At 52.4% G+C, this 17157-nt stretch carries 17 protein-coding genes and 2 tRNA genes; 1 reads left to right on the top strand and 18 read right to left on the bottom strand.

All coding sequences use genetic code 11. The features are described 5' to 3' along the window. Window positions 1–5: 5 nt before the first annotated feature. The 8 genes from hemE to rnd form a co-directional block, all read right to left on the bottom strand. The gene (gene hemE / locus JJE36_03555) at window positions 6–1076 is read right to left on the bottom strand and encodes a uroporphyrinogen decarboxylase (GenBank protein ID MBK5211372.1); all 1071 of its coding nucleotides are present in this window, start codon (window positions 1074–1076) and stop codon (window positions 6–8) included. 279 nt (window positions 1077–1355) lie between these two features. Continuing rightward, window positions 1356–3326 (bottom strand): acetate--CoA ligase, encoded by a 1971-nt coding sequence (gene acs / locus JJE36_03550; GenBank protein MBK5211371.1) that lies wholly within the window; start codon window positions 3324–3326, stop codon window positions 1356–1358. 310 nt (window positions 3327–3636) lie between these two features. After that, window positions 3637–5028 carry a DUF4445 domain-containing protein gene (locus JJE36_03545; GenBank protein MBK5211370.1) on the bottom strand — a complete coding sequence of 464 codons (1392 nt, stop codon included), beginning with the start codon at window positions 5026–5028 and terminating at the stop codon, window positions 3637–3639. A 78-nt stretch (window positions 5029–5106) separates the two neighbouring features. After that, a complete protein-coding gene (locus tag JJE36_03540; GenBank protein ID MBK5211369.1) occupies window positions 5107–5457 on the bottom strand; it encodes a histidine triad nucleotide-binding protein in 351 nt (116 codons plus the stop codon). Between the two features lie 3 nt (window positions 5458–5460). After that, complete coding sequence (gene xseB, locus JJE36_03535; protein ID MBK5211368.1) at window positions 5461–5688, bottom strand: exodeoxyribonuclease VII small subunit; 228 nt, start codon at window positions 5686–5688, stop codon at window positions 5461–5463. Window positions 5689–5695: 7 nt separating this feature from the next. Then, window positions 5696–6967, bottom strand: a complete 1272-nt coding sequence (gene xseA / locus JJE36_03530) for an exodeoxyribonuclease VII large subunit (protein MBK5211367.1) — start codon at window positions 6965–6967, stop codon at window positions 5696–5698. Window positions 6968–6972: 5 nt separating this feature from the next. Continuing rightward, a complete protein-coding gene (locus JJE36_03525) occupies window positions 6973–7650 on the bottom strand; it encodes a zinc metallopeptidase (GenBank protein ID MBK5211366.1) in 678 nt (225 codons plus the stop codon). A 41-nt stretch (window positions 7651–7691) separates the two neighbouring features. Further along, window positions 7692–8879: a ribonuclease D gene (gene rnd, locus JJE36_03520; protein MBK5211365.1), complete on the bottom strand. Its 1188-nt coding sequence runs from the start codon at window positions 8877–8879 to the stop codon at window positions 7692–7694. A 106-nt stretch (window positions 8880–8985) separates the two neighbouring features. Here rnd and JJE36_03515 point away from each other — a divergent pair, with 106 nt between their 5' ends. Beyond that, window positions 8986–9741, top strand: a complete 756-nt coding sequence (locus JJE36_03515; GenBank protein ID MBK5211364.1) for a hypothetical protein — start codon at window positions 8986–8988, stop codon at window positions 9739–9741. A 77-nt stretch (window positions 9742–9818) separates the two neighbouring features. Here JJE36_03515 and JJE36_03510 read toward each other — a convergent pair whose 3' ends face one another. The 10 genes from JJE36_03510 to JJE36_03465 form a co-directional block, all read right to left on the bottom strand. Beyond that, complete coding sequence (locus JJE36_03510; protein ID MBK5211363.1) at window positions 9819–10811, bottom strand: lipoate--protein ligase; 993 nt, start codon at window positions 10809–10811, stop codon at window positions 9819–9821. 148 nt (window positions 10812–10959) lie between these two features. After that, window positions 10960–11385 carry a DUF1345 domain-containing protein gene (locus JJE36_03505; GenBank protein ID MBK5211362.1) on the bottom strand — a complete coding sequence of 142 codons (426 nt, stop codon included), beginning with the start codon at window positions 11383–11385 and terminating at the stop codon, window positions 10960–10962. 25 nt (window positions 11386–11410) lie between these two features. After that, window positions 11411–11485: transfer RNA gene (locus JJE36_03500), tRNA-Val, on the bottom strand. 89 nt (window positions 11486–11574) lie between these two features. After that, window positions 11575–11649: transfer RNA gene (locus JJE36_03495), tRNA-Val, on the bottom strand. Window positions 11650–11732: 83 nt separating this feature from the next. After that, window positions 11733–12956 (bottom strand): U32 family peptidase, encoded by a 1224-nt coding sequence (locus JJE36_03490; GenBank protein MBK5211361.1) that lies wholly within the window; start codon window positions 12954–12956, stop codon window positions 11733–11735. 27 nt (window positions 12957–12983) lie between these two features. Continuing rightward, window positions 12984–13247, bottom strand: a complete 264-nt coding sequence (locus JJE36_03485; GenBank protein ID MBK5211360.1) for an SHOCT domain-containing protein — start codon at window positions 13245–13247, stop codon at window positions 12984–12986. 179 nt (window positions 13248–13426) lie between these two features. Then, window positions 13427–14149: an amino acid ABC transporter ATP-binding protein gene (locus JJE36_03480; GenBank protein ID MBK5211359.1), complete on the bottom strand. Its 723-nt coding sequence runs from the start codon at window positions 14147–14149 to the stop codon at window positions 13427–13429. Window positions 14150–14165: 16 nt separating this feature from the next. Then, window positions 14166–15017: an amino acid ABC transporter permease gene (locus JJE36_03475; GenBank protein MBK5211358.1), complete on the bottom strand. Its 852-nt coding sequence runs from the start codon at window positions 15015–15017 to the stop codon at window positions 14166–14168. 41 nt (window positions 15018–15058) lie between these two features. Then, window positions 15059–15886 (bottom strand): basic amino acid ABC transporter substrate-binding protein, encoded by an 828-nt coding sequence (locus JJE36_03470; GenBank protein ID MBK5211357.1) that lies wholly within the window; start codon window positions 15884–15886, stop codon window positions 15059–15061. 250 nt (window positions 15887–16136) lie between these two features. Beyond that, on the bottom strand, window positions 16137–17012 hold the full coding sequence (locus JJE36_03465) for an amino acid ABC transporter substrate-binding protein (protein ID MBK5211356.1): 876 nt from the start codon (window positions 17010–17012) through the stop codon (window positions 16137–16139). Between the last annotated feature and the right edge of the window lie 145 nt (window positions 17013–17157).

Genomic DNA, 17157 nt, shown 5'->3' with positions numbered 1-17157 from the left:
AGGACCTAGTTTCCGCTACGAATTCGAGCCGACTGCTCTTTGACCGTATTGACGAAGAAACGGGCCTTATCCGGGTCGGTCGTTTTGTGAATCCCGTGTCCGAGATTGAATATGTGCCCGGGACGAGTGCCGACGGCATTCAAAATCTCGCCCACTTGCTCTTCTATGGATTCCTCCGAGCCGAAAAGCGCCGCGGGATCGATATTGCCTTGGATGCCGAACTTCTCATCGACCTGCTCGACGATTTTTTTCATGTCGAGGCGCCAATCGAATCCGAGAATGTCTCCTCCCGCTTGTGAAACGAGGTCGAGCATCGACGTCGCACCGTTGGCGAAATAGATGACCGGAACACCGCCGGGAACCGTTTTTTGCCCATATGCTTTGACCTCGGAAAGGACACGCTGCGTATACGGCAACACAGAGCGTTCGTAATCGCGGGGCGCGAGATAGCCGACCCAACTGTCGAAAAGCTGGACGACTTGCGCGCCGGCATCGATTTGCGCGCAGAGATACGCGCTGACTGTGTCGGCGAATTTATTCATGAGGATATCCCACGCGGCCGGCTCATTCCACATGAATGCTTTGCAGATTTCATAGTCGCGGGTTCCTTCGCCCTCTATGGCATAACTTGCAAGCGTGAACGGTGCGCCGGCAAAACCGATCAACGGCACTTTGTTCTCAAGCTCATGGCGCAACATCTTGTGCGCCTCCATGACATAACCCGTATCTTTAAGCGGATCGGAAAGCGTGAGCGCACGCGCATCGGCCGCGCTTCTAATCGGATTGTTGATGACGGGACCTTTACCGCTTTGGAATTCGAGATCAAGCCCCATACCGGGAAATACGACCAAAATATCGCTGAATATGATTGCCGCGTCGACTCCGATTAAATCGACGGGCTGCAATGAAACTTCGACGGCCAATTCCGGTGTATGGCACATCTCGAGGAAACCATGCTTTGCACGGATTTCGCGATACTCCTTCAAGAAACGCCCGGCTTGACGCATCATCCACACCGGTGTGCGTTCGGTTTCCTCAAGACGACAAGCACGTAAAAAAAGGTCGTTATAAGCCATAGGTGATATCCCTTCGAGAAGTAACCATGAATGTCGTGCATACGTGAATTAACAATAGTCACATATTACACCAGCAGGAAAAAACCATCGGGCGAACTGAACTATTGTTACACTCACCGATACGCCACTCTTGACATCCTCCCCGCCCTGAACGCCGGGGTTTTCCGCAAATTTACTGATAAAAACATACGGCACGCCCCGGGGTGGCGTGCCGTATGTCGAATATAAACCGATACCTCTTATCGAATGCGACTTCGGCCGTTTCTCAAACGATGACGGTCAGTCTCTGTTGAGACGAGTCTCGATGACTTGATCGACGACATCGGGATCGACCAAAGTCGACAAATCTCCGAAAGCCTGCTTATCGATGATACCGGCGGCTACTTTGCGCAAAATGCGTCGCATGATTTTGCCCGAACGAGTTTGCGGTAGCGCGTTTACGAACTGGATGAAGTCGGGAGAAGCAATCGGCCCGATATTCTTGCGGACGTGTCCGACAAGCATCTTTCTCGTGGTTTCGGTGGCAGCCACCTCGTCATTGAGCACGACATAGGCGTATATTCCCTCGCCTTTGATCTCATGCGGGTACCCGACGACAGCCGACTCGGCCACTCCATCATAGGAGTTGAGCGCCGCTTCGACTTCGGCGGTACTCATGCGGTGGCCGGATACGTTTATGACGTCATCGACACGACCACGCAACCATATATAACCGTCCTCATCGCGCATCGCGGCATCGCCGGTGAAGTAGTGGCCGGGAAAGGTCGAAAAATAGGTCTCCTTTATACGGGCATTCCCCTCATCTCTCCACATGGAACGAATCATCGACGGCCAAGGGAATTTTATGCAGAGGCGACCGACTTGTCCCGGTTCGGTCTCTTTACTCTTGTCGTCGAGAATGACCGGCTGTACACCGAAGAATGGCATCGTCGCCGACCCGGGTTTCATAGGCGTGAATCCCGGGAAGTTTGCAATCATCTGAGCACCGGTTTCAGTTTGCCACCACGTGTCGACTATCGGGCAATTCTTTTTTCCGATTACTTCGTAAAGCCATTCCCACGCTTCGGGATTGATCGGCTCGCCGACAGAACCTATCACCCGCAAAGTGGAGAGATCATACTTTTCAGCCCAAGCGTTTCCTTGCTTCATCAGAGAGCGCACCACTGTCGGAGCGGTGTAGAACTGGTTCACGCCGTGCTTTTCGACAATCTCCCAAAAACGGCCGGGATTGGGATACGTCGGTGTCCCTTCGAACATGAGTGTGGTCGCACCAAGGGCAAGCGGACCGTAAACAACGTAGCTGTGTCCCGTAATCCATCCGATGTCGGCCGTACAGAAATAAACGTCCTCATCGTGAATGTCAAAAAGGTACTTAAGCGTCATCGCCGATTGGAGGAGGTAGCCGCCTGTCGTATGGACGACGCCTTTCGGTTTCCCTGTCGAGCCGGACGTGTACAAAATGAAGAGAGGATCTTCTGAATCCATCGACTCGGGCTCGCAGAATGAAGAAATATCTTCCCTACGCGTCTCTTCGTGATAGTAAAAATCTCGCCCGGGTTGCATATCGACGTCCGATTGAGCGTGAGACACGACAATAACCACTTCGACGGCCGGACATTCGAGAAGCGCTTCATCTGCCGCCGCCTTAATCGCGATGCCTCGTCCCCCACGACGACCGGCGTCGGCGGTGATAAGTACTCTCGCTTGAGAATCCTGTATTCGATCTCGGAGTGCCTGAGAGGAGAATCCGCTGAACACTATGGTGTGGACCGCCCCTATTCGAGCACACGCAAGCATGGTGATGACCGCCTCCGGAATCATCGGCATATAGATTGCGACGACATCGCCCTTTTTTACTCCGTGCGCCCTGAGAACATTTGCCATACGGCATACTTTCGTATACATGGATTGATAGGTATAGACCTTCGAACGCCCTCCGTCGCTTTCCCAAATGAGCGCCGCCTTATTGCGACGATGCGATTTGACGTGACGGTCGAGACAGTTCACGGACACGTTGAGCTTTCCCCCGCCGAACCATTCGATTTTCGGCTCGTCGAAATTCCATTCGAGAACCCTATCCCACTTCTTGTCCCACGACAGTAGCTCAGAGGCCTGCTGCGACCAAAACCCTTCGGGGTCTTTGACGGACCGAGCATACATTTCTTTGTATTGTTCCATCGAGTTGATCCACGCGTGTTCGGCTACTTTTGGACTGGGGTAATACACGGTCTCTTGATTTTCTGAATTCATGATTCCTCCTCGGTACAATCGTGTCGTGACCGTATATTTACATTGAATCCGCCATTCACCACCGAAAAATAGGCATCAGGTGCCCCAACGGCGCGAACTATTTGGCATATGGTATAGTTTCAGTTGTATTATGAGTAAAAAGATTAAGTTTCCTTTCTGCGAACTTGTCTGCGGACAAACAGCTTGATGCTCAAACTCCAACGGCGCACGAGTTGCGTGCATTGATCGAGTACGTGAGATGATTAGCGGAAAAGGATTATGAGAACCCCGGCCTGAAGGTCGGGGTTCTTCTTTATGTCTTGTCACAGATTTAAAGAGAAAGATTATCCATGAGTTCGTTTGCGAATCCGGGGTCTGCCACGAAATCCACGACTTCTGCAGTCGCGTAATATTCACCGGCCTCTGAAAAACGGCCGTCGAATCCGCGAGCAATCATCGTGGCTCCGTCAAGCGCGGCATCGATTCTGTATTCCATTGAAACGCCGACCAACTCGGAAGGCAAAATCTTAAGTCCGAATAGAACATGCGCGTTCAGCGCGTTTCCGAACGCTCCGGTGATAATCACACGCGATAAATCGCCGAAACCGATATGTGCGGCGTGCAATATTTTTTCAACCCCCACTCCAACGGCAGCCTTCGCAAGCTGGAAATCGCGAATCTGAAGTTGCGTCAAGATTCGCTTTCCATCCTCGACGAACATCACCCCGTCAAGGCCGGTAAAAACCTCTCGATTTGTTGCATCGAGCAGACCCGACTCATCCAATATGCCTCGCTCGCGCAGCTGCAGAAGCTTCTCTAAGACCGAGGAGCCCAACCCTCCGCTTGCCGCAAAGGCACTCCCCGCCGGAGCGGAGCCGACGATTATCTTATCGGGTAATGCGGCAACGAACTCGACGTTGGTGCCGATGTCGACAAACAGTACCGGTTCCTTAGGTTTCAGCACGTCAGCACCGAAAAGACCGCATACGATATCTCCTCCGACAAACCCTCTCAAAGGAGCGACGACGTGCACTTCACAAGAGGGGTTCGCTGCGAGGAGAGCCTCGTGAAGTGGCCCGGCAGACAGCAAGAACTCTTCCGGGGCCAGAAACGGAGCGTGGGCGAGCCCGTGCGCCGGCGTACCGCACAAAAGGCTTGCAACGACGGTGTTGGCTCCGATCACCATCCGCTCCACCGCGTCAGGTTCCCGTCCAATCGACAGCAAAGCGCTTGAAAGCGCTTCGAGAATCGAGTTTTGAGCGGCATCGCGTAAAGCGAGCATCTCCGCTCGGTCTTGAACCGCGATGCTCAGACGACTCAAGACGTCGGCCCCCCACGCATTTTGAGCGTTGGTGGAATGGGCGACGGCGATGACGGAGGCACGTTCGAGGTCGAAGACATCGAGAGCAATCGACGTCGTTCCGAAATCCACCCCGACGACGAGAGGAGAATCGGTGGAACTCGCCGTGTCGCGCACATCTGTGGAGAGTTTTTGCCTTTGAGAGATCGGCATCACCACGACATCTCCGATAACTCTTGCCCGGCATGCCAATCTGACCGAACTTTTACCGACTATGTTTTGCTCCTCGGGACTTATCGGGCCGAGTTTCCCTTCGAGGACACGGACGGCGCATGTTCCGCAAGCCTTTCTTCCCGCGCAGGTGGCCAAGATGTAGGCGCCTGCACTACGCGCAGCGGAAAGAAGCGTCGTCCCCTCCTCCACCGTGGCACAAACTCCGTCCGGCTCGAACCGGCATACGCAAAGTTTTTTCGAGGATGGTATGTCGTTTAGCCCGGATATCTAAACCATTCCTTCGCCGAACGAGCGCCCGCCGAAAATATGAACGTGGAGATGCGACACCGTCTGCCCCGCATCTTTCCCGTTATTTTGAACCACTCGATAGCCCGATTCAGCCACGCCCTTAATCTCGGCGACCGTATGTACGGCGTCGAATAAATGCGCAAGCAATTCCGGAGAGGGATTATCTTCAAGATTGACTACGTGCTCTTTCGGCACAATCAGGGTATGAACGGGAGCTTGGGGAGCGATGTCATCGAACGCCAGCACATATTCGTTCTCATAGACCTTTTTCGAAGGAATCTCGCCTCGTACGATCTTGCAAAATATGCAATCCTTCGTCAACTCATGCATTTCTTACAGCTCCTCTCGGCCCGTTTCGGGCTCGATATCACCAAGCAAAGTGGTTACTTTCTGCTCAGCCGTTTCGAGCTTCTCTTGTAAAACACGAATCAGCTTCACCCCGCGCTCATAACGAAGCAAGCTGTCTTCGAGTTCCAATTGTCCACCTTCGAGTTCGCGTACAATCCCCTCCAGCTCGCTCAACGCTCCGCTGAAAGTCAATTCGTTTTCATTCGTTTCCATAATGCGCCTATCCTTCCGTCTTGTTCTTGGAAATGACACTGCAACCGAGCTCACCGTCTGCTATACGAACCGAAATCAAATCTCCGATTCCGACCGAATCGACATTCTTGACGACGAGACCGCCCCGTTCGTCGAATGCAACCGCATACCCGCGCGATAAAATCTTGAGCGGCGACAAATCATCGAGACGAGATGCAGCCGTTCCCACCTTAGCCTGCGGCATACGCATGAAATTCGTTCCGATGGACGTAAGCCGATTGCGCATGTTGGAAATTGAAACTTTATCTTGTGCGATTTTGCCGGGAATCGCCCGATCGAGTCGCTGGTGCAGCCCGTCGACGGTTTGAGCTTTTTGCATGAGCAAGGACAGCGGATCGGAGAAAATATTTCTCGCCATCAAAACATCGAGTGCGTGCACGTTTGCATCGAGATTCGCCTGCAACGCGCCCGAAAGAATCTTCCTTTTTTGGTTTAAATTACGAACGACCTCTTCGCGCGACGGAGTGACCGCCTCGGCTGCCGCTGTCGGTGTCGATGCCACTTTGTCGGCGATATAGTCTGCGATGGACACGTCGGGTTCGTGACCGATGCCGGTTACGATCGGCGTGTTTGCCACAGCAATCGCACGGGCGACCTCTTCGGAGGAAAAAGGCAACAAATCTTCGTACGAGCCGCCACCGCGTACGACGAGTATAACATCTGCACCGATGCGATCCGCCTCGGCAATGGCGTGAGAAATGTCTGCGGGAGCACTTTCGCCCTCGACTTTCACACCGAAGAAGAACACCTCGGCATAAGGAAACCTGCGACGAAGCGTACGCAATACATCGTGGACGGCCTTACCTTGAGGAGAGGTGACCACGGCGATTTTTTCAGCCATGTTCGGAACCGATATTTTTCGCGCCTCGTCGGTCAGGCCCTCGTTTCTCAAGCATTCAAGACGAGCGGCGACCAGCGCCTTCAGATTGCCTTCCCCTGCGGCCTCAAGACGCGAGACACTGAAATTCATGCGTCCTTTCGCGGCATAAAGCGAAAACTTCCCCGTCAGTTCGACGAGCATCCCGCTGCGGAGAGTGACACCGCTTGCATCGTACTGAGCGCGCCACATCATACACGGCAACACCGAATCCTTGTCCCCGATGCTGAAATATGCCGCCTTGTAGCCGGGTTTGTCGGAAAACTCCGACACCTCTCCGATGACACGGATATATATTCCTTCGAGCTTCTCTTTGGCAATCCCGAGAGCCTGGCTTACCGTCAATGTCACCATTTCAGCCATGGTCGTCAGTTCCTTCGGGCGAGACCGATGTAGTAGAGCAAGTTGAGAATGGAAATGAGCGCGGCGGCGACATAGGTGAGCGCGGCGGCGGTGAGCACCTGACGCGCTGCGGGAAGTTCGCTGCCCGACAGCATGCCACCGTCGCTTAATTGTACGAGCGCTCGCTTCGATGCATTGAGCTCGACCGGCAACGTGATGATTTGAAACAAAACCGCCACCGAATACGCCAAAATCCCGAGCCACATGAGACCGGACAGTTGGATCCAGAAGCCCATGACGATCAAAATACCCGCGGCGGCTGAGCCGAAGCCCACCACCGGGACGATTTTCGTGCGAATTTCACCCCATGTGTAATCTTGCGCATCCTGCAACGCGTGCCCGGTTTCGTGCGCAGCGACAGCGACGGCCGCAATGGAGGCATCTTTGTAGACACCCTCGGAAAGCGAAACTATACCCGTGCGAGGGTCGTAGTGATCCGTCAGCGTCCCCTCGACGGAGGCAACTGCACAAGCACCTTCACCGGTGGGCTGGCCGGGAGAAGCGGCGATGCCGTTGCGTTCCAAAATCATCTGCGCCGCCTGCGCGCCGGAAAGTCCGTTCTTATTGACCACCCGGCTCCACTTGGCATACGTCCTTTTAATGTACATCTGCGTGAGACCGCCGAGGGCGACGGTGACAAGCATCAACAAAAGCCAGTTCGAACTCAAATTCATAAACATGGGCATCACTCCTCCGTGTTATTTTCTATCCGCCGTACCTCAAGATTCGGCCCTTCGAGCGACAACGACAGCTTACCTTCCAGCAAATCCGTCAACTCGTCGCCCACCATGGACTTTCGCCAACCCTGTTTGACTTCGTTCTCGGAATCCGGAGACTCTACAAGTTTTTCGAGCATCGCGTGGGAAGCAAGTATGGTGGTGGATATATTATTATCTTTTGCGCGTTGTCTTACGAGTGCCGTCATTAAATCAACACTCGCGCTGACGTCTTGTGTCGAGCGCTCATTATGCGAAAGCACCGGTAGCTCACTTTCAGGAATCGAAAGTCCGCATGCGATGGCCTCGATTAAGCCTTTTCCTTCTTTGACCATTATCGGCGAGTAGCCCCGTATCATCTTAATGGCTTCGATATCTTTGGGGGCACGCCTGGCAAGCTCAATAAGCGTCTCATCGGAGACTATCCACCGCTTAGGCAAATTTCTCCTCTGCGCCTCCCTCTCACGCCAAATCGCGACTTGCTGCGCGACGCCGAGTGCGCGGCGGTTCAAAGACTTGAACTTCTTCACACGACGGTACAAATGGTCATAGTCTATTTCGTACGTCGAAGGATTGCATTTTTGAGCGAAATCTTCATCCAACCACGCGAGTCTGTCGATTTTTTCGAGTTTTTCCCGCATGGTCGGGTAAAGCTTGACCAGATAAACCACATCATCTTTCGCATAGCTGATCTGGGCATCCGAAAGAGGCCTCCGCGCCCAATCAGTGAAGCTGTCGGCTTTGCTCAGATGGATATCGAACTCGCCTGACACAAGTGCACCATAGCCGATTTGCTCCCGATATCCCAAAAGCGAAGCTGCATTTTGTGTATCGAAAACCGGGCAGACGGGCTTACCGAAGAGTTGATAAAATATTTCGAGGTCTTGCCCTCCGGCATGAAATATCTTGACGATTCTTTCGTCGTATAAAATATCTTCGAGTGGCGAAAGGTCACCGATGGCAAGAGGATCGATGATGGCCGCCTCACCGTCGTCATAGCCGATTTGAATGAGGCACAGGCGTGCGTAATATGTTTTTTCACGCATGAACTCCGTGTCGATGGCGACCACATCCTCGTTCTTCAAAAGTTGAACGAGTTCGGCCAGTTGCTCTCCGGTGGAAATATACATCGTATTCTTTCTCATGTGCTGATACATTATTAATAGGATACAGCATTACCCGGACGCGAGCATCTCGCGCGCACCGGTCTTTACAGTAAAAACTTACCGGGAACCATTCTCACGATCATAAGGGTGAACACGCATGAAAACACCTAAATACTGGAAACCGATTCTCGGAATCACTTTGGCAATCGTAACCATAGCTTTATACACCATTCGGTGGTTCGCCTTTTCCACGCCGATTCTCCATAACGAATTGGAGCGCTTTTTTATCGGGGATCTGGCATTCATGTGTTTCCAAATTCTCTTGGTGACCGTATTTTTGGAAACATATTTGAAGCGACGCGAAAAAGAAGTCCTTCGCGAGAAGCTCAACATGATCATCGGGGCTTTTTTCTCCGAAACCGGGTTCGATTTGCTGAAAACCATAGCCGGGGTCGACCGCAACTCCGCAACGCTGGTCGAAAAAATCACACCGCAGGTCGGATGGACGAAAGAGAACTATAAACAAGCGGAGGCCACTTTTCATGCCTATGCCCCCGACATTAAACTCACACCTTCATCACTGGCCTCTATGAAGAAATTTCTCATCGAGCACAAAACATCTATTTTGGGACTGCTCGCCAACCAGTCGCTTCTCGAACATGAACAGTTCGCCGACCTCCTCTGGGCGACGAACCATATATCCGACGAGCTTCAGGCACGCAGCAGCCTCGACAATTTACCGGAGGCAGACCTCGCCCATCTCGAACTCGACACGAAACGGGCCTATGAGATTCTCGCACTCGAATGGCTGGAATACCTCGAACATCTGAGCAAGCGATATCCCTACCTTTTCGCTTTGGCCTCCAGAAGAAGCCCCTTCAACCCGGCATGTCGAGAGCGAAGTACACGCTGAACTCGCACGATAGTGGCGCTGCTTCGCTCTAGCCCTGAAAACGTGCGGTTTCATGTGAACATCAATGATGCGGTCTGTTATACGAGACCGGCGAGTTCTTCGCGTTTGAGGTTGTGGATATATTCCTCGACGGGAGTATTCAAAATCAGATTGCGCAAATCGGAGTAGGCACATCCGCTCAGATGCTTTTGCAACAGATCGAGAGGCTTTACTTCGAAAAAATCCCCGTAGATATCAAAGGTCGTGACGATGCCGCAATCGACGTTCATGCACGCCAAAACATTGCCGGCGTCGAAACGCGCTTCCTTCATATGAGTATAGTGCGGCGATGCGCCCCAATTCCACTGAAGTGTTCGATATTTCCCCTCTCTCAATGCAAGGACCTCGTCGTGTTGTCCCTCATCGAGCTCGATGGCATTAAGCGGGGCGGCGATGTCGATTTCTGCCAACCGATGAGCGAAAATATCGACGAATTCCTCAAGCGTCACGTCAAGATACTCCCGCAAGTTAGCGACACGACTTTTATGGGAAGCGACACCTTTGGCTTCAACGGCGGCATCCCTTTGTTTCGGCTTGAGAACATGACCGAGCACGCTCAAATCGGAATCGAAGAGAATGGTTCCGTGGTGAAGGAGGGTATCGCCGTGGCTATACTGGGCGTTCCCGGAAAACTTCGCACCTTCGACCAACACATCGTTGCGCCCCGAGAACTCGGCTTTCGCACCCAACAACCTGAGAGTTTCGACAAGCGGATCGGTGAAAAACGAGAAGTTGTTTTTGAGCGCATGTGCGTTTCGCTTGATGATTGTGAAGTTCACGTTGCCGAGGTCATGATAAACCGCACCACCTCCCGACATTCTTCTCACCGCATGAATGTCGTTTTGTTCGAGATAGACTCGATCGAGCTCACGTTCCGTGTTCTGGTTACGGCCGACGACGACGGTCGGCTCGTCTTGCCACAACATGGCGATGTCGTTTTCCGCAAAAAGAGAATCCTTCGTCGTGACCAAGAATTCTTCCAACGCCAGATTGTATGTGGGATCAAGCGATGTATTCAGCACATATATCATAAGTACACTCCACTCCAGACATTTTTTCGAATATCAGCGCAGCAAAAACCCTGCTATGAAATTGATGGTCGTGGCGATGATAACTGTGCCGAACATGAATGATGGCGAGGCGGCGAAACTTGCTGTCTTCGAGTTGCGTGTCAGACACCTAGTACGTCATCCCTATGGTGAACGCGAGATAAAAGAAATCGGTGAACATGGGACGTTTCGTTTTTCCGAAGTCGACGCCGCCCTCGTCACCGGCATAGTACAGGGCGGCATAGCGAAGAGTGAATACCAGATGAAGCAAAAACCACAAAACGACGACGCTGAACAGTCCAAGTACCACCGTCTGGTTTTGAGAGAGCACACTCGACTTTCCCGTCAAGAGCACTATCACGTCTCCGAGACTCACCACGCAAACCATCACGGCCAACGCACCGCCGAGAGGCAGGTTGACACCATCGCGTCGCGCGATGGCAGCCGTCTCCTCGACACCGCGGCTGTGAAGATCGACAAACCAGGTGATGATGAGCGAGAGAGCCGCGGCATCCCACCTGACGAGCAGTGCATAGCGCCATTCCAGCAACAGCACCGTCGCAACAGCGAAAACGAGTAAGTGGTGGGCGGTACAGGATTCGAACCTGCGACCCCTACCGTGTGAAGGTAATGCTCTCCCGCTGAGCTAACCGCCCACTTACGAACTTCTCTATGATAATACAAAACGCGGAACGGATAGTGCGATAAAAAAGGATCCTATCCGGGATCCCCGTAGTTTGAAAAGTGGTGGGCGATGCAAGATTTGAACTTGCGACCCCTACCTTGTCAAGGTAATGCTCTCCCCCTGAGCTAATCGCCCACTTTTGCGACCCGAAGCGAGATTGCACGCTTAAAAGTAGCAGAAGTCAGTATATCAGTAACAAGTGCACGGTCAAGTATTTTTCAGCCTTTCACGTGCTCATCTTCGCGTTTCCGGCGCAAAATGTCGTCGGGCTTCAATTCAAACGGAGCATCCATCGTATAGATATCCGTCGCCTTGTTGGCGACATCGACGAGTTCCCCCCACTCGGTCCGTAGGTTCGTCACCGTGAACGCTCTCACCGGTACTCCCGGCGAGAGAACCTCGACTTCATCACCGGTGAAGAAACGGTTGCGCTGCCGCACCGACGAACGACCGTCATCGCTCTTGAGCACGGTCGCACATAAATCATGTGTTTGAAGATATTGTGCATCATCATAAGTTTGCTTCGCCGGGCCGAAGAAGAATCCCGTCGAATAGGGTCTGTGGCTCACACGGTCGAGCTCGGGAAGGATTTCGGCCATATCGCCTCCATTCAGTGCTCGGCGATAGGCGTTGACAACCGTGGCCACGTAGTACGCTCCCTTGGCGCGACCTTCGATTTTCAGACTGTCGACTCCTGCATCGAGGAGCTCATCGATATGCTCGATCATGCACAGATCACACGAATCCATCAGGTAGGTTCCGCGCTCATCTTCCTCGATGGGAAAATAGCGCCCGGGCCGAGTCTCCTCGACAAGGGCATACTTCCAACGACACGGCTGAGTACAGTGCCCGCGGTTCGCATCGCGCTGAGTCAAATAGTTGCTGATGAGACAGCGCCCCGAATAGGACATACACATGGCACCGTGAACGAAAACCTCGAGTTCGAGATCGTCGGGAACATGGGAGCGAATATCGGCGATTTCCGTCAAGGAGAGTTCACGGGCGAGCACGATGCGCTTTGCGCCGAGCGAATGCCACATCGATGCCGTGGAGTAATTCGTGACGCTCGCCTGCGTGCTCACGTGAATCTCAAGATTGGGTGCGCAGGCGGCAACGACCTGCAATGCGCCCAAGTCACTCAAGATAACGGCGTCGACTTGCGCCTCGTCCAAGAACGTGACATACCGTCCGAGCGGCTCGATATCCTCATCATGCATAATCGCATTGATGGTGGCAAACACGCGCTTGCCTGCTTTGTGAGCAAACTTCACCGAAGAGACGAGCGCCTCATCGGTGAAGTTACCCGCACGTGCACGAAGACCGAAGTGCTGTCCGGCGATGTAGACGGCGTCTGCCCCGAAGTGGAGCGCATATTTCAGTTGCTCGGCGCCGCCCGCCGGAGCCAAAAGCTCGATATGATCGCGCTTGAGGTGATAGGCCATACGTAACCCTTATTTCTTTTTTGACGACTAAGCGCCAAGTCTTTGACAGACTTCGTCGTACTCTTCTTTGGTGATTTCACCCTTGGCGTAACGAACGCGAGCTATTTGGCAAGCGTCATCGACCATCGGCGGCATCGGTGTATGTGAATGATTACTCGCATGTCGAATGCTCCAAAGAACGAGAGCAACTATACCGATAACTACCGCAAGCCAAAATATTCCCATAAAAATCCCAGGAAAGGCAGAGCCCGTCATCGAGTTCCCGTAGTCGTAGTTGTAACCATACATCATGTGCGCTCAACTCCTCTAGACATCGTGCAGATTTTAAACATGTCACGTTTATCCGTCTGCTTTCCATTCCCCTTTTCAGAGGTCCGCAGTAATCATACCCCGTGCGAGAGGGAAATCCGTATAAAATGCGACAAAGAAGGTCGCACCGCAGAAACAACACAAACCAGGCGGGATTTCGCTTAAGATATGTGACCGAGGAAGTCTTTCGTACGCTCGTGCTGCGGATTATCGAGCACCTCTTGCGGGGTGCCTTCCTCGACGATAAAACCGTCGTCCATGAAAATGACCCTATCGGCGACATCGCGCGCAAAACCCATCTCATGGGTGACCACGATCATGGTCATACCTCCGCGGGCGAGGAGACGCATGACATCGAGGACATCGCGGACGAGTTCGGGGTCGAGTGCCGAGGTGGCCTCATCGAAAAGCATCACGTGTGGATCCATAGCGAGTGCGCGAGCGATTGCGACACGCTGCTGCTGACCGCCGGAAAGCTGACTGGGAAGATAGTCGGCGCGATCGGCCAATCCGACCTTCGTCAGCTGCTCGAGCGCGACTTTCGCGCCCGCCGCTTTCGACAGCTTACGCACCTTCCGCAAGGCCAACTCCACGTTACCCTGCGCCGTCAAGTGCGGAAACAGATTAAACTGCTGGAAGACCATGCCTATGTGCTCGCGAATCTCATTCACATCGGCCGATTTATCGTTTATGAGTTTATTCTCGAACCAGATTTCTCCTCCGGTCGGTTTTTCGAGCAAATTGATACAGCGGAGCAGTGTCGATTTTCCCGAACCGGACGGTCCCAGAATCGTTACGACCTCGCCACGGTCGACTTCGAGCGAAACGTCTTTGAGAACTTCGAGGTCCCCGAAAGATTTTTTCAGATTGTTGATTCTTACGATTGCATCAGACATATTTTCACTCCCTATTCGACATCATACGTTCCTTATGGGGAACGATATGTTCGGCATCGAGAGCACTTGTGCCCAATCGAGGCGGGCGCTTTCCCGTTCCGCCGCTGTCTTGAAGGGCGAGGCGATTCTCCAGCCCCGACACAAAACGGCCCAAGGGGACGGTGAGCACCAAATACATGAGCGCGGCAACGATATAAGCCGACTGGTTGAACGTCGTGGCTGCCGCCTCCTTGGCACGCAGCGTCATTTCCGCGACACTGACGGCGGCCAACAGCGCGGTATCCTTGAAGAGCAAAATGAACTCCGACATCATGGTCGGCAAAATCCTGCGGACTGTTTGGGGAAGAATGACGGAGGACATCGTCTGAACCGCGCTCATCCCCAACGAACGCGACGCCTCGGACTGCCCTTTCGGAATCGACTGGATTCCCGCCCTGAAAATTTCGCACATATACGCCGCAGAGTTAAACGAGAGCACGAGCAAACCGCGAAGGACGACCGTCGAGTCGATGCCGACAAACAGATAACTCCTCAGGCTCAAAGCATCGACGATCGTCTTATAGATGGGTGTGAGCGGAAGGCCGAAAAACACCAGCAGTATCTGCAAGAAAAGCGGAGTTCCGCGCACGACATCGACGTAAATCGTCGCAGGCCAGCGAAACCAACGGGTGTTGCTCATCTTCATGAAAGAGAGCGCAAGCCCGCCGGGAATCGCAAGCAGGAACGCAACAAGACCGAACATCAATGACACGGGAAGCGCTGTCAAAATAGCAGGCAACGCATCTTTCATCGCCGAGAACGAAAAGAAGAGGTGCGTAACCTGATTTGTTTCCCACCAGTGTAAAAACTGACTCATAGCCTATTCCGCCTTTTTGAGCATACGTATCGGTAACACCGTTAAGGAATCGAGACCGGCTCGACTTTAAACCACTTCTTATAGATTTCAGTATAAGTTCCGTCTGCTTTGATGGTTTTCAATCCTTGGTTGAATGCGGCGAGATATGCGGTGCTGGCTTTCGGGAAAGCGATACCGTACTGTTCACCGGTGCTGATTTGCTCAACGATGGTCGCCTTGCGCGTTGTATCGGCGGCATAATCGCTTGAAACCTGAAAGTCAGCTACGACGCCATCGACATCTCCTGCAGAAAGCGCAGCGAAACAACTGGGGATTTGATCATACGATTTGATTTCGATACCTTTAGCTTTCAGGTTCTTGTTTGCCCAGATTTCACCGGTAGTTCCGAGCTGAACGGCGATTTTCATACCTTTTTTGATATCTTTCGTCGAAGTCATGGTCGAGCCGGTGGGAACAGCGAAAGACTGGTTGGCATTAAAATACGGGTCCGAGAACAACATATTCTTTGCCCGCTCAGGCGTAATGGTAATCGAAGATATCGCGGCATCATAGTCGCCGCCGGTAGCGCCCATAGCGGCAATCAAAGCATCGAATCCGCATGTCTTGAACTGGACCGTGCCGCCCTCCGCCTTAGCTGCGGCATTCGTGATATCAATGTCGAAGCCTTCGTAGGTACCATCCGCCTTGACCATTTCCATCGGAGGATACGGTGCATCGGTACCTGCGATGATGGTTTTACCCGCCAACGGGCCGGTTGAATTCGCTTTGGTGGCGGCAGACGTATCGTCCTTGACCTTGGAGCATCCTGCAAGAGCGAGTACTCCAAAAGCAAGCACTACGACCGTCAGGAGTACAATGATTCTTTTCATGTCCCCATCTCCCTGTGTTATTAAGGTTATATTATTGAAAAATTATAGTACATATATTAGCAATATCAGATATTTTTTAACTAAAATGATTAAAATATGCAAAAAAATGTAACTTTCATGCATACATTTTCAACCGGACCCGTTAGCTCCGGTATCCCGATCGATAACAAAAAAAGAGAGCGCTAACGCGCTCTCTTTACAATGAGCCCCCCCTGAAGGGATTGCCGGCTTCGATGATTTGCAATCGAAATTATTCGACCGGATCTCCCGGCTTAAAGGTCGGTTCGACACCGAACCATTTTTTGTAAATCTTTGCATACGTCCCATCTGCCGTGAGCTCTTTGAGCGTCGAATCCATCGTAGCTTTCATAGCTTCGCCTTTAGCGTTTTTCGCTAAGCCCATGCCGAAATACTCCGCAACGGATACGTGCTCAACTATCTTCGCGTCACGAGCCGAGTCAGAAACAACGGACGTGGCCATTGCGAGATCTTGGATTACCGCGCCGGCATCCCCCGCCGTCAATGCGTTGAAGCAGTCAAGCGTATTCTCAAAAGTTTTTATTTGCACTCCAGTACCGGCAAACTGTTTCTTCGCCCATTCGTTTGCGGAGGAGCCGGTTTGCACACAGACGATGTCGCCTTTTTTGAGCTGTTTGTAGCTTGTCAACTTCGAATCCTTAGATACGACGACGCCGAAGTCGTTGCGATAATAAGGAATCGAAAAGTTCACTTGCTTTTTACGCTCCGCGTTGATGGTCCAAGCCGAAGTCACCATATCAAAATCGGTGCCTCCGTTGAGACCGGCGACCAGAGAGTCAAAATTGTATGTTTTGAATTCGAATGAAAGTCCTGTTTTCTTGCCGATTGCCTTCATGAGGTCGACATCGAAACCGACGAAATTATCGCCTGATTTCGGCGCAGACTCAAAAGGAGGGTAATTCGTGTCGGCTCCTACGATAACGGTGCTTGCGCCCGGTGTGATGAGTTTGCTCGCCCAAGCCGGTTTTGTTACGCCTGCCGCAGGCGTAACAGACGTAGTCTTCACTTTCTGGCACCCGGTGAGCAGTCCCATGCAAACCGACAAACCGATGCACAGAACTAAAATAACGTATGTGTTCTTATTCACAATTCCTCCTATAAATACTGCAGAAACAGGCCGCCATATCTTTAAGGCAGAAAAAGCCTTTGTGCTGCATCCCCTGCACAGCACAGAGGAAACTTTAGCACTTTACCGTGCTGAAGTATAGAAGTAGGACACCATTTGAAGATCA

The sequence above is a fragment of the Coriobacteriia bacterium genome, from assembly GCA_016649875.1.
In the GTDB taxonomy this organism is placed as follows: domain Bacteria; phylum Actinomycetota; class Coriobacteriia; order WRKU01; family JAENWW01; genus JAENWW01.
This window is presented reverse-complemented; position numbering and strand designations above follow the sequence as displayed.

Bases quoted from the DNA above. Each gene is read 5' to 3' on its own strand.
- JJE36_03510 (MBK5211363.1), bottom strand. From the start codon at position 10,811: ATGATATATGTGCTGAATACATCGCTTGATCCCACATACAATCTGGCG.
- acs (MBK5211371.1), bottom strand. From the start codon at position 3,326: ATGAATTCAGAAAATCAAGAGACCGTGTATTACCCCAGTCCAAAAGTA.
- JJE36_03490 (MBK5211361.1), bottom strand. From the start codon at position 12,956: ATGGCCTATCACCTCAAGCGCGATCATATCGAGCTTTTGGCTCCGGCG.
- xseA (MBK5211367.1), bottom strand. From the start codon at position 6,967: ATGGCTGAAATGGTGACATTGACGGTAAGCCAGGCTCTCGGGATTGCC.
- xseB (MBK5211368.1), bottom strand. From the start codon at position 5,688: ATGGAAACGAATGAAAACGAATTGACTTTCAGCGGAGCGTTGAGCGAG.
- JJE36_03475 (MBK5211358.1), bottom strand. From the start codon at position 15,017: ATGAGTCAGTTTTTACACTGGTGGGAAACAAATCAGGTTACGCACCTC.
- rnd (MBK5211365.1), bottom strand. From the start codon at position 8,879: ATGTATCAGCACATGAGAAAGAATACGATGTATATTTCCACCGGAGAG.
- JJE36_03515 (MBK5211364.1), top strand. From the start codon at position 8,986: ATGAAAACACCTAAATACTGGAAACCGATTCTCGGAATCACTTTGGCA.
- JJE36_03485 (MBK5211360.1), bottom strand. From the start codon at position 13,247: ATGATGTATGGTTACAACTACGACTACGGGAACTCGATGACGGGCTCT.
- JJE36_03525 (MBK5211366.1), bottom strand. From the start codon at position 7,650: ATGCTTGTCACCGTCGCCCTCGGCGGTCTCACGCAGATGTACATTAAA.
- JJE36_03470 (MBK5211357.1), bottom strand. From the start codon at position 15,886: ATGAAAAGAATCATTGTACTCCTGACGGTCGTAGTGCTTGCTTTTGGA.
- hemE (MBK5211372.1), bottom strand. From the start codon at position 1,076: ATGGCTTATAACGACCTTTTTTTACGTGCTTGTCGTCTTGAGGAAACC.
- JJE36_03540 (MBK5211369.1), bottom strand. From the start codon at position 5,457: ATGCATGAGTTGACGAAGGATTGCATATTTTGCAAGATCGTACGAGGC.